This is a genomic window from Streptococcus equinus (genome assembly GCF_900104225.1).
Lineage (GTDB): Bacteria > Bacillota > Bacilli > Lactobacillales > Streptococcaceae > Streptococcus > Streptococcus equinus_D.
Genome location: NZ_FNJK01000005.1, coordinates 93,776 through 105,624, shown reverse-complemented (window position 1 = coordinate 105,624; position 11,849 = coordinate 93,776). Strand labels below are relative to the sequence as shown.

Here is an 11,849-nt window from a genome sequence, read left to right as displayed (position 1 = left end):
TCCAACTTTAGCAAGCTAAAGTCTTCAGCGTTCTACTTGCATGTATTAGGCACGCCGCCAGCGTTCGTCCTGAGCCAGGATCAAACTCTCATTTAATCTTGTTCTCATTCTGTCACTGACAGATTTATCGTTTCTTTGACAGGTTACTTCCGTAACCCGCACGTTTGGTTCGTATTGTTCAGTTTTCAAAGGTCTTTGTCTCATCAGAGACAACTTCTATATTCTATCAAATTTAAAACTTGTTGTCAACACCTTTTTTCAAGAAATTTTCAAACTCGTTTCAAACTTGTTACCGCTGTCCTCTCGAACAACAGCTATATCAGTTTATCATTGCCGTTTGATTTTGTCAACATCTTTTTCAAGATTTTTTACTCTTGACTTCTTCCTCATCTGAGGTGTTTCCCAAGCAGCAACTCTAATAATTTATCATCTATTCTTTCTGTTGTCAAGAGGAAATTTAAAAAATCCGCTAAAAATTTAGCGGATTTGCAATCAGTTATTTGGCTTCAATTAAACCAAGTTCACCATCTTCACGACGATAAAGAATGTTTGTTACTCCATCTTCAGCATCTGTGTAGATAAAGAAATCATGTCCCAAAAGGTCCATTTGAAGAAGCGCTTCGTCAAGGTCCATCGGTTTTAGGCTAACATGTTTTGTACGAACGACGTTTACAACTGGACCTTCTTCTACTGGTTCAGCTTCAAACTCGCTTGTGAAAATTTGGCTAGCTGGAACTTTTTCACGATGTTTTTTAGCAATTTTTGTCTTATTTTTACGAATTTGACGTTCGATTTTATCAGTTACCAAATCGATTGATCCATACATGTCTTGTGAAACGTCTTCAGCTCTAAGAGTGATTGAATCAACCAAAATTGTTACTTCAACTTTTGCAGTTTTTTCACGGTAAACTTTTAAATTAACACGAGCATCTAATTCTTGTTCAGCATTGAAGTATTTTTCAATTTTACCGAGTTTAGATTCGACATAGTTACGGATTGCATCTGTTACTTCGATGTTTTCTCCACGAACACTATATTTAATCATAAAAACACCTCTTTCTCGCTATAAAGCGCTTTCTTTACTCTTTTATTATACTGCTTTCATGAAAATTTGCAAGTATTTACCGTGCAATTGTTAAACTTTTTACAATCTTTGTTCCTCTTTCATAAAATAATTGGTAAATTCCTCTTAAAGTTGCTCCTGTCGTGTAGATATCATCTATTATCAACACTTTATCTGGAATATAATTATCTGATTTCAGACTAAAGGGACAATCACATTCTAGTCTTTCTTTTCTGTTCTTATCAGACTGCTTTCTTATCTCTTTCTTGCTTAAAATATCTTGATAAGAAATATGCGCGGAATCAAGTAACACTGTAACCTGATTAAATTGCCTTGCGGCCATTCGCTCCGTGCTTAAGGGGACAGGAACAATCGTATAATCTTTATATTCTTTTAAAACTTGTTTTAATTCTTTAACAAAGACTTGACTTAATAGCATGTCTCCTTGAAATTTATACTTAGAGAAATACTCTTTCATTGCCTCGTTATAGGTATAAATTGCTCGATGTTGAACATTATGATCTTCTTTAGCCCATTTTTTGCAGTCTGTGCATTGTTCACTACTTCCATTTCGATAACATGTTGGGCAATGCTCATTACCGATTTTCTCAAAAGTATTCTGACATTCTGGACAAATTAACTTGGCTGTTTTTCTCATAGAAATTATTCCTAAAAATGTTTCTCTTTCGGAGAATTCTTTACCGCAAAGTAAACATTTCATCCAAATCCTCCTTTTTTATTCATCTCTTTGATTTCTGTGATGGCTTTTTGCATAGCTTTTGTGGTCCCATCATGTAAAAATAATAACTCTCCCGTCGGTCTCTCTACCGAACGACCAACACGACCTGCAATCTGGACTAAGGCACTTTTACTGTATAATCTATGATTAGCAAGTAAAACAAAGACATCTACACACGGAAATGTTACACCTCGCTCTAAAATAGTTGTTGTCACAAGAACAGTGAGCTCTTTTTTTCTAAATTGTTCAACCAATTCAAGACGATTTTCGGTCTGACTTGATACGAATGCTATGGCTTCATCCGGAAATGTTTCCTGTAAAACAATTGAAAATTGTTTGCCTTGTTCGATATTTGGAAAAAAGATAAGAAGAGGAAAATGGCTCTGCCGCTGTTTTTTTAGAAGAGATATTAACTTATTAGGAATTTTTCCTTTTTCCATTGACGACAGCAAACCACCCAACCAAACCATTTTAGGAACAACCAATGGATTAGCGTGAAAACGTCTAGCTAAGTGTAATTTTGTCAGTTCTCCTTTTTTTACTTTTTTATCCAATTCATCTGTGGAGGTTGCTGTAAGAAAAATTTTGACCCCATCATCTTTGATGGATTGATTAACAGCGTGATAAAGCATTTTATTATCAACAAAAGGAAAGGCATCAACTTCATCGATAATCAATAAGTCAAATGCTCGGTAAAATTTTAACAATTGGTGAGTCGTCGCAATAATCAGTGGTGAACGTTTGTAAGCTTCTGAATCTCCATGTAACAAAGTTATCGGACAAGAAAAATCTCGTGACAACCTATTATAAAGCTCTAAACAAACATCAATTCGGGGACTTGCCAGACAAACACAGCCACCTTGATCAATCACGCTTGCAACACTTTGATAAATCATCTCTGTTTTTCCAGCACCTGTTACTGCATGAGCTAATAAATCACTTTTTTGAGCAATGCCTGCCAACATTCCTTGAGAAACTTCTTTTTGATAAGGCGTTAATTCTCCCTGCCAAATGAGAGACTTAGTCTCTGGAAAGCCAATTTGAGGAAAATAATATAGGTTACTATCACTGGTATTTCGACCAAAAGTCAAGCATTCTCTACAATAGATACGACCAGTTTGCAACATTTGATTTGCTGCCATTACTCTTCCACAGCGATTGCAAATCATTTGACCTTTTTCCTTTTTAACCGAAGGAAGGACTTTTGCTTCCTTTTTCAAGTCATCTGTTAATTGACTTTCTGTAAAAATTCTTCCATAGTAATCATTCAACTCTGTCATACCTATTTATTCGAAAACTTTGCTAAATCCCAAAAAATCTTGTAAAATTTGGGTATGAACTATAAAACAATCAAAAACGATGGCATTTGCGAGGAAGAGATTAAAAAATCACGCTTTATTTGCCAATTAAAACGCGTTGAAACTGAAGAAGAAGGACGAGAATTTATTGCTCAAATCAAAAAAGAACATTATAAAGCAACTCATTCTTGTTCAGCTATGATTATTGGAGAGAATGCCGAAATCAAGCGTTCTAGTGATGATGGTGAGCCAAGTGGAACAGCTGGTGTACCGATGCTAACTGTTTTGGAAAAACAAGGTTTAACCAATGTTGTCGCCGTTGTCACACGTTATTTTGGTGGTATTAAACTTGGTGCAGGTGGGCTAATCCGTGCTTACGCTGGCAGCGTTGCTAATGCTCTTAAAGAGATTGGTATCGTAGAAGTTAAGGAACAAGAAGGGCTAAAACTCACCCTTTCTTACCCACAATACCAAACATTCTCCAACTTCTTGCAAGCTGAAAATCTTCAAGAATTTGACACCGAATTTCTAGAAAATATAACGACTCACATCTACCTTGACCCAGAAAATGTAACAGAGGTTAGTGACCGTCTTGTTGAATTTTATCAAGGTAAGGTTTCCTTTGAAAAATCTGGTTCAAAAATTGTCGAAGTTGCCTTGTGATAAGATTTCCCTATCACCATGATAAGAATTATATATTTTACAAACAGTCAATTTGAGCATATACTTGACCTATAAATTTTAATTCAAGGAGAATCATTTATGGCAAAAATTTATAACTCAATTACTGAATTAATTGGAAACACTCCTATTATCAAACTTAACAACATTGTTCCTGAAGATGCTGCTGATGTTTACGTCAAAATTGAATCATTTAACCCAGGCTCATCTGTTAAAGACCGCATTGCTCTTCGTATGATTGAAGACGCTGAAAAAGCAGGTACAATCAAACCTGGTGATACAATTGTTGAACCTACATCAGGTAATACTGGTATTGGTCTCGCTTGGGTCGGTGCAGCTAAAGGATACAAAGTCATTATTGTAATGCCTGAAACAATGAGCCTTGAACGTCGTAAAATTATCCAAGCTTATGGTGCTGAACTTGTTTTGACACCAGGAAGCGAAGGAATGAAAGGTGCTATCGCTAAAGCCAAAGAAGTCGCTGCAGAGAAAAATGGATGGGTACCACTTCAATTTGCTAATCCATCTAACCCAGCTGTTCATGAAGCAACAACAGGAGCTGAAATCATTGAAACTTTTGGTCCAAAAGGTCTTGATGCTTTCGTAGCTGGTGTTGGTACTGGAGGAACTGTTTCTGGTGTTTCTCACGCTCTTAAAAAAGCAAACCCAGACATCAAAGTCTATGCAGTTGAAGCTGATGAATCTGCTGTTCTTTCTGGTGAAAAACCTGGTCCACACAAAATTCAAGGAATTTCAGCTGGCTTTATCCCAGACACCCTTGATACTAAATCTTATGATGCTGTCATTCGCGTCGCATCAGACGATGCTATTGTAACAAGCCGTAACCTTGGTGGAAAGGAAGGATTCCTTGCTGGTATCTCTTCTGGCGCAGCCATTTTTGCAGCTATTGAAAAAGCCAAAGAACTTGGTAAAGGTAAAAAAGTCTTAGCCCTTCTTCCTGACAACGGCGAACGTTACCTTTCAACTTCTCTTTACGACTTTGGTGAATAAATCTATCTAAAATCAAACAAGGCTAGAGTTCTGCTCTAACCTTGTTTTCTTATGATTATGATATAAAAAATGCTGAGCACTTCGTCTCAGCATTTTTTATTTAATCTTTTGTTAGTAATTCAAGGCTTTCTTTTGTCCATTTTGGCAGATTGTCTGCCAATGGTTGAAAACCAATATTTAAATGACTATTTGAAAAACGATGGCGTCTGTGGAGGTGATGTTTTTCCTCTTCAAGGGTACGCAAAGAAAGGCTAGCTTTTTGCGTAAATTCATCAAAATCAACAACTTGTACCAAGACTTTCTCACCAACTTTAAGCAGTTGGTAAATATTTTCAATATAGCCTGTTTTAATTTCTGAGATATGAATAAGGCCTGTAGTCCCATTATCCAATGCGACAAAGGCACCATAAGGTTTTATACCTGTTATTGTTCCAGTGATTTTGTCGCCAATTCTCATTAATCTACTACCTCAATTGTTTCAATAACTACATCTTCAACTGGTCGGTCCTGTGCGCCAGTTTCAACGTTTGCAATTTCATCAAGAACTTTGTATGATTCTTCGTCCATGATTTGTCCAAAGACTGTGTGACGACGGTCAAGGTGAGGTGTTCCACCTTTAGCAGCATAAAGTTCTGCGATTGATTTTGGCCAACCACCACGTTCTAGTTCTTTTTGAGCGTATGGAATTTTGCTATTTTGAACGATAAAGAACTGGCTTCCGTTTGTATTTGGACCAGCATTTGCCATTGAAAGAGCTCCACGAACATTGTAAAGTTCTTCTGAGAATTCATCTTCAAAGCTATCACCATAGATAGATTGTCCACCCATACCAGTACCAGTTGGGTCACCACCTTGAATCATGAATTCAGGAATGATACGGTGGAAAATGATACCGTCATAGTAACCATCTTTTGACAAAGCAACAAAGTTTGCTACTGTTTTTGGTGCATGATCAGGGAAAAGTTTGATTTTCATGTCACCATGATTTGTTTTGATTGTCGCAACTGGACCTTCAACTGTTGATAAATCAACTTGTGGGAAATTTAATTGTTTTTCTACCAAACCGAGTTCCTCCAAAGCATATAAAATGCCATCTTCTTCTACTGTTTTTGTTACAAAGTCTGCTTTTTCTTTGAGTTCAGGTACTGCATTCCCCATGGCAATTTTTAAGCCAACATAATCAAAGATTTCCATATCATTTGGTCCATCGCCAAACATCATGGCATTGAGTGGTTTTAAGTTTTGACTTTCTAAAACATGAGCAACACCTGAGGCTTTAGACACACCAACTTTAACAACATCAGATGAATGTTCGTGCCAAGGAACCAAGCGAATTTCACTAGCTAATTCTTCAGGCAATTGCAAGTCAGCATTATTTTCAGCAAATGTCCACATTTGATAAACATCATTTGTCAAATAGAAATCTGGTTCGACATCACAAATGCCATAAATTGGGGCCATAGCATCATCAATTAGCTGACTTCTTGTTGAAACAACAGGTTTATCCTTACCGGTAAATCCATATTCAATACCTTCTGATTTAGCCCAATTTACATATTTTTCAACTAAATCACGTGGTAGTGGATCACTCAAAATTTCAGATTCTTTATGATCAATAACATACGTTCCGTTGATTGTTACAAAGTAATCAGGGTTTAAATCACGGATTTCAGGAACAACACCATAAAGAGCGCGTCCTGTGGCAATCCCTGTCATGATTCCTTTTTCTTTCAAGCTTTTAAAAACGTATTTGATTGATTCAGGCATATATCCTGTTACTTTGACACGCAAGGTATCATCAATATCAAAGAAAACAATCTTTGTTTTTTTAGCCTTGTATTTTGTTTTTACATCCATCTGTATCATTATGGGAAAGGAAATGGTCATTAAATCTCATTTTCCATAAAAAGTCCAAAGACTTTTTGTCCCATTTTCCTTTCTAACTTTGAAATCAAAGAAAAGCTATGTTCTTATTATATCATTAATCCTCATCTTGCGGTACTAAATGATGCTTAAAGGCATAGACAACTGCTTGCGTACGGTCATCTACTTCTAACTTAGCTAAAATGTTTGAAACGTGTGTTTTGACCGTTTTCAATGAAATAAACAATTCATCAGCAATGGTTTGATTATCATAACCTTTAGCTAAAAGTCTCAAAATATCACGCTCACGAGCGGTCAAATCTTCATGCAATTCAGGTTGCTTGTCATGAGCTTTGATTTTTTTATCGACTTCTGTTTCGATAGCTAGCTCTCCTCGCGCAACTTTTTGAATCGCATTTAAAATTTCTGCTGCACTAGATGTTTTTAACATGTAGCCTTTAGCGCCCGCTTCGATTACAGGATAGATTTTTTCGTTATCAAGATATGATGTCAAAACAAGGATTTTAGCCTCTTTCCACTCCTCTAAAAGTTTCAAGGTTGCCTCAACACCACTCATTTCGGGCATTACTAAATCCATGACGACTACATCTGGCTTTAAATCTAAAGCAAGCTTAATCCCTTCAACACCATTTCCCGCTTCACCAACAACTTCAATATCTGGTTGCAAGTTAAAAAAACTTTTCAACCCCAGACGTACCATTTCGTGATCATCAACTAGAATAACTCTAATTTTCTGGGTCATCTTCTTTCTCCTCATTTTCTCCCTTAACCAAAGGTAATCGGATATCCATGGATACCCCTTTTCCTTTTTGGCTCAATAATGTCATCGTTCCAGCCATATCATCAACACGTTCTTCAATGTTATTAAGACCATAACTTAAATCATGTCTTTCATCCATATCAAAACCAACCCCATTATCAACCATTTTTAATTGTAATTCAGTCTTTGTTTGATTAAGATAAACTTCCAAACGTGTCGCTTTAGCATGTTTGAGTGTGTTACTAATAAACTCTTGAGCAATACGAAAAACATTATCCTCAATCTTTTTAGGTAGTTTTCCAATATTTTTCTTATAAACAACTTCTATACTACTCTTATCTGTTAATTCTTTCAAGAGGATATCAAAACCTTCTGAAAGGGTTTTATTTTCTAATTCAGTAGGTCGTAAATGTAGGAGTAAAATACGCAAGTCTTTTTGAGCATTTTGCAGCATGCTTTCAACAGCAGTCAACTGGAATTCTAGTTGCTCTCTTTCAATCTGATCAAGATTAGCAGATACCCCTGAAAGAATCATTGATGAAGCAAAAAGTTCTTGGCTAACCGTATCATGTAAATCACGTGCGATGCGTTTACGCTCTTGTTCTACGATTTCTTGACCATTTTGAATACGGCTATTTTCTGTATTTTGTAAGCTATTTGTCAAATGCGTCATCTTTTTAGATAAACGTGATAAATTCGTATTAATTTCAGTATCTTCATCTAAAAATACTTCTTGATTATTCAAAATCCGACGTAGATTTTGGTTAATACTGCGTTTGCTATTATCATCTAAAATAACCCAAAGAAGTAATAACAGAATCGTAACAGCTAAGATTAGGAAAACAATTGAGAAAACAAAACGCTCTCCCATCCAAAAATCTGAAATAAGATTTCCTAAATGTAATTCTAAACTATCTAAAACAACGACAACAATAGAAATGATAATAATACTTGCATAGAGAATCAAAAGTAAAAAATGATGTTTTTTCATTTACGTACCACCTCGACATCCCCTGCTAAAGTATTAACAATGATTTTAACCCCCTTCAAATATTCATCATCTTGCCCATGCCACAATTTCAAAGATTCGTTTCGCAAATCGTATTCAGCAAAATCAAAGTAACGAACACTGCCGTAAATGGCACTAACATCCAATTTAACACCGACATCAATTGGAACTAAAATTTTAGTTGGCCCAAATACTTTACGAATAACAACAACATTATCTTTACCCGTCACAATAACGTTACTTAAATCGATTGTGTCACTTCCAGTTAATCGAATCACATTAATATCATCAAAGGCATAAAAATCACTGTCATGAAAATCGCTACCTATCCACTGGTTACGAATCGGCTTAGCTTTTAAATCTTCTTCACGGAATCGTACGAGTGCAAAACGATTTTTCTTTTTAACTTGTGAAAAATGGTTAATAACCACATAAACAACTCCAAGAACAACTGCCATGATGATGTAAGGATTTAGCATTAAAATCAAAAATAATAGGACTAGGCCTACCGTTAACAAAAAATTATTGCGTTTATCTTGATCATAAAAGCGCAATGCCAAAAGAATTAGCACTAAAATCAAAATAAAACTTGATAAATTATTTGCCATGATTGTCATCAAGCCCATGACTAATAGAATTGTTTCTACAATGACAAAGAATTGAACTTTCCTCATATCATACCCTTTCTTTTTCTGTATTTTACCAAAAAGAAGGGAAAAATGCTCGATTTTGCCTAAAAAAGGACACCCTTTTGGGTGTCCTTGTAAGAGATTATTACTCAACTGATGCATCTGTTTGAGAGCTTTCTTCAGTACTGCTACTACTACTGCTGCTACTTGATGAGCTTGACTCAGTCGTTTCACTTGACTCAGATGACTCAGAAACAGATTGAGATGGTGCTACTTCAGAAGATTGAACGTCACTTCCAGATGAGAAGTAAAGTTTCACATTTCCTTCAATAGCTGCACCGAAATAAGGATCTTGGGCCACAACAACTGACGATGCAGATGGTGTTTTCACTTGAGAATATCCTGATGAAGAATTTACATCCGCTTGATATACCGTAATATGTGAACTTGATAAACCAAGTGCTGTCAATTCAGCAATGGCATCTTGATAAGTATAACCAATTAGGTTCGGCATCACATAAGCTGCAACCTTGAAAGTAATCTTATCTTCACTAACTACTTTTGTACCTTTTTCAGGTGTTTGACTAATGATAGTACCACCGTCATAGTTAGTACCTGTTATCCATTCAACATCAATCTTATCACTTGAAATACCGTGCTTATCTTTAAGTTCTTTGATAACTTCCTGATAGTTTTGACCAGTATAATCTTTCATCTTGAAGCCTGAAGTTCCTTTTGATACATAAATATCAACTTTGGCACCTTCTTTCTTAGATGTGCCAGCTTTCGGATTAGTCTCAATAACCTGACCACTTGGAACAGTATCACTATAAATTTTCCTAGTCTTTCCAACTTTAAGCCCTGCTGATGTAAGACTTGTCTTAGCAGCTTGTAAACTTGTTCCAGCTACATCTGGAACGTTGACTGAAGCTGGTGTGCTTAGCGTCAAGTAAGTAAAGATAGCAATTGCAACTACTACGACCGCAAAGAAAATTTTCACTAAAGTACCAAACATACGATGTGATTTTTTCTTCTTCGTTTTCGCTTTTGCAATTTTATTATCCGCAGCTTCACGATTAACTTTAGCCGCTTTTTGTTTTTTCAACAATTGTTCTGTAGTTGAGGGAACAGGTGTTGAAGTTGTTACTTTTGGAAGTGTCTTCGTATTTTCTGTATCTTCAAAGACAAGTTTGCGTTCACGACTGCGGTTATATGAAAGAGCAGTCATTAAATCACGGCTCATCTCAAAAGTTGAGGCGTAGCGATCACTCAAACGTTTTGCAGTTGCTTTAATGACAACATTTTCCAAGGCTTGTGGAACATTTTTATTTTCATCAATGATTGATGGAAGTGGTTTTTGGAAATGTTGAAGAGCAATTGTAACAGCTGAATCACCATCATATGGGATGTGACCAGTCAACATTTCAAACAACATAATCCCCATAGCATAAATATCACTTTGAACAGTGGCTTTTGATCCACGCGCTTGTTCAGGTGATAAATAGTGTACACTACCAAGCATTGAGTTTGTCTGTGTTAAACTTGTCTCTGCAAAAGCTACAGCGATACCAAAGTCGGTAACTTTAACCGTTCCGTCTTTGGTTAACAAGATATTTTGTGGTTTCAAATCACGGTGAACAATTCCTTGTTGATGAGCCAAAGTCATCGCAGACAAGACTTCTTCCATGATTCTAACAACTTCATTATTAGAAAGCGGGGCATGGTCTTGAATATATTTTTTCAAGTCCGAACCATCAACATATTCCATTACTAAGAATTGCTGTCCGTCTTCTTCTCCAATATCACGAATCGAAACGATATTTGGATGGTTTAGCTCTGCCATGGCACGCGCTTCACGTTGGAAACGAGCAACGGCAATTTGATCTGTTTGATAATTAGTTCGAAGGACTTTGATAGCCACTTCTTCATTATCAAGAATTAGATCTTTGGCAAGATAAACATCTGCCATTCCACCCCGTCCGATAGATTTGAGGATCCGATAACGACCAGCAAATAATTTGCCAATCTGAATCATTAAGCTTCCTCACTTTCGGCGTGGATAAGAGCAATGGTGATATTATCAAGACCTCCACGTTCGTTAGCAAGAGTGACTAGCTCATTGTTTTTGTCGTCAAGATTTTTATCTTGGCTCAAAATGCTAACAATTTCGTCATTGGTAATCATGTTTGTTAAACCATCGCTGTTAATGATAAGATAATCGTCTTCTTCAAGAACTTGAACCCCTAAATCAGGTTCAACTGGATTAGCTTGTCCAATAGATTGCGTGATAATATTTTTTTGTGGGTGATTAGCAGCTTCTTCTTCTGTCAATTGACCAGCTTTAACCAATTCATTAACAAGAGAGTGATCGCTTGTTAACAATTCGTATTCACCATTATGAAGCAAGCCAATGCGTGAATCACCAACGTGAGCAAAGATAACATTGTTATCAACAATCGCTAAAGCTTCAACGGTTGTTCCCATACCTTTATACTCATCGGTTTGACCCAGTTCATAAATTCTTTGATTTTCTGCTTCAAGCGCAGTAATCAGCCAATCACGAATTTGGCTTAATTCAGTAAAATCGGTAGTAATCCATTCACGTCCAAGGTCAGTAACGGTCATTTCACTAGCAATATTACCAGCACGATGACCTCCCATACCATCTGCTAGGATGACTAAAGTGATACCTTTTTCGTTATCAAATTTATTAATAAAATCCTGATTATTTGAACGTCTTTGTCCGATATCAGTTACAAGTGAAATTTTCATAGT

Annotated in this window: 12 protein-coding genes and 1 rRNA gene; 2 read left to right on the top strand and 11 right to left on the bottom strand. The window is 36.3% G+C overall.

Going from position 1 to position 11,849, the window contains the following annotated elements; all coding sequences use genetic code 11:
- The 4 genes from BLP98_RS07775 to BLP98_RS07760 form a co-directional block, all read right to left on the bottom strand.
- Positions 1–96, bottom strand: a 16S ribosomal RNA gene (locus tag BLP98_RS07775); the annotation flags it as partial.
- Between the two features lie 400 nt (positions 97–496).
- On the bottom strand, positions 497–1,045 hold the full coding sequence (gene hpf, locus BLP98_RS07770) for a ribosome hibernation-promoting factor, HPF/YfiA family (protein WP_074482701.1): 549 nt from the start codon (positions 1,043–1,045) through the stop codon (positions 497–499).
- Positions 1,046–1,121: 76 nt separating this feature from the next.
- Positions 1,122–1,784: a ComF family protein gene (locus BLP98_RS07765; protein WP_074482699.1), complete on the bottom strand. Its 663-nt coding sequence runs from the start codon at positions 1,782–1,784 to the stop codon at positions 1,122–1,124.
- Entirely contained in the window at positions 1,781–3,082 is a 1,302-nt protein-coding gene (locus tag BLP98_RS07760) for an ATP-dependent helicase ComFA (protein WP_074482697.1), read from the bottom strand. The genes BLP98_RS07765 and BLP98_RS07760 overlap by 4 nt, the downstream gene beginning before the upstream one ends.
- A gap of 54 nt (positions 3,083–3,136) precedes the next feature.
- On the opposite strand from BLP98_RS07760, the gene BLP98_RS07755 reads away from it, so the two are divergent.
- Positions 3,137–3,763: a YigZ family protein gene (locus BLP98_RS07755; protein ID WP_074482695.1), complete on the top strand. Its 627-nt coding sequence runs from the start codon at positions 3,137–3,139 to the stop codon at positions 3,761–3,763.
- Between the two features lie 99 nt (positions 3,764–3,862).
- Complete coding sequence (cysK, locus tag BLP98_RS07750) at positions 3,863–4,792, top strand: cysteine synthase A (RefSeq protein ID WP_074482693.1); 930 nt, start codon at positions 3,863–3,865, stop codon at positions 4,790–4,792.
- A 100-nt stretch (positions 4,793–4,892) separates the two neighbouring features.
- On the opposite strand, the gene BLP98_RS07745 is transcribed toward cysK, so the two are convergent.
- The 7 genes from BLP98_RS07745 to BLP98_RS07715 form a co-directional block, all read right to left on the bottom strand.
- Positions 4,893–5,249 carry a S1 RNA-binding domain-containing protein gene (locus tag BLP98_RS07745; protein WP_020916316.1) on the bottom strand — a complete coding sequence of 119 codons (357 nt, stop codon included), beginning with the start codon at positions 5,247–5,249 and terminating at the stop codon, positions 4,893–4,895.
- Positions 5,249–6,649 carry a bifunctional Cof-type HAD-IIB family hydrolase/peptidylprolyl isomerase gene (locus tag BLP98_RS07740; RefSeq protein WP_081341179.1) on the bottom strand — a complete coding sequence of 467 codons (1,401 nt, stop codon included), beginning with the start codon at positions 6,647–6,649 and terminating at the stop codon, positions 5,249–5,251. The genes BLP98_RS07745 and BLP98_RS07740 overlap by 1 nt, the downstream gene beginning before the upstream one ends.
- A gap of 124 nt (positions 6,650–6,773) precedes the next feature.
- Positions 6,774–7,418, bottom strand: a complete 645-nt coding sequence (locus BLP98_RS07735) for a response regulator transcription factor (RefSeq protein ID WP_074482692.1) — start codon at positions 7,416–7,418, stop codon at positions 6,774–6,776.
- Positions 7,402–8,427, bottom strand: coding sequence for an envelope stress sensor histidine kinase LiaS (locus BLP98_RS07730; protein ID WP_074482691.1), 1,026 nt, complete (start codon positions 8,425–8,427; stop codon positions 7,402–7,404). Before BLP98_RS07730 ends, BLP98_RS07735 begins: the two co-directional genes overlap by 17 nt.
- Positions 8,424–9,119: a cell wall-active antibiotics response protein LiaF gene (gene liaF, locus BLP98_RS07725; RefSeq protein WP_074482690.1), complete on the bottom strand. Its 696-nt coding sequence runs from the start codon at positions 9,117–9,119 to the stop codon at positions 8,424–8,426. The genes BLP98_RS07730 and liaF overlap by 4 nt, the downstream gene beginning before the upstream one ends.
- 100 nt (positions 9,120–9,219) lie before the next feature.
- Positions 9,220–11,109, bottom strand: coding sequence for a Stk1 family PASTA domain-containing Ser/Thr kinase (gene pknB, locus BLP98_RS07720; protein ID WP_074482689.1), 1,890 nt, complete (start codon positions 11,107–11,109; stop codon positions 9,220–9,222).
- Entirely contained in the window at positions 11,109–11,846 is a 738-nt protein-coding gene (locus tag BLP98_RS07715) for a Stp1/IreP family PP2C-type Ser/Thr phosphatase (protein WP_074482688.1), read from the bottom strand. Before BLP98_RS07715 ends, pknB begins: the two co-directional genes overlap by 1 nt.
- Positions 11,847–11,849: the final 3 nt, after the last annotated feature.

Excerpts from the sequence above, each read along its gene's own strand:
- liaF (WP_074482690.1), bottom strand. The coding sequence starts at position 9,119 with ATGAGGAAAGTTCAATTCTTTGTCATTGTAGAAACAATTCTATTAGTC.
- BLP98_RS07735 (WP_074482692.1), bottom strand. The coding sequence starts at position 7,418 with ATGACCCAGAAAATTAGAGTTATTCTAGTTGATGATCACGAAATGGTA.
- cysK (WP_074482693.1), top strand. The coding sequence starts at position 3,863 with ATGGCAAAAATTTATAACTCAATTACTGAATTAATTGGAAACACTCCT.
- BLP98_RS07755 (WP_074482695.1), top strand. The coding sequence starts at position 3,137 with ATGAACTATAAAACAATCAAAAACGATGGCATTTGCGAGGAAGAGATT.
- BLP98_RS07745 (WP_020916316.1), bottom strand. The coding sequence starts at position 5,249 with ATGAGAATTGGCGACAAAATCACTGGAACAATAACAGGTATAAAACCT.
- BLP98_RS07760 (WP_074482697.1), bottom strand. The coding sequence starts at position 3,082 with ATGACAGAGTTGAATGATTACTATGGAAGAATTTTTACAGAAAGTCAA.
- hpf (WP_074482701.1), bottom strand. The coding sequence starts at position 1,045 with ATGATTAAATATAGTGTTCGTGGAGAAAACATCGAAGTAACAGATGCA.
- BLP98_RS07730 (WP_074482691.1), bottom strand. The coding sequence starts at position 8,427 with ATGAAAAAACATCATTTTTTACTTTTGATTCTCTATGCAAGTATTATT.
- pknB (WP_074482689.1), bottom strand. The coding sequence starts at position 11,109 with ATGATTCAGATTGGCAAATTATTTGCTGGTCGTTATCGGATCCTCAAA.
- BLP98_RS07740 (WP_081341179.1), bottom strand. The coding sequence starts at position 6,649 with ATGGATGTAAAAACAAAATACAAGGCTAAAAAAACAAAGATTGTTTTC.
- BLP98_RS07715 (WP_074482688.1), bottom strand. The coding sequence starts at position 11,846 with ATGAAAATTTCACTTGTAACTGATATCGGACAAAGACGTTCAAATAAT.
- BLP98_RS07765 (WP_074482699.1), bottom strand. The coding sequence starts at position 1,784 with ATGAAATGTTTACTTTGCGGTAAAGAATTCTCCGAAAGAGAAACATTT.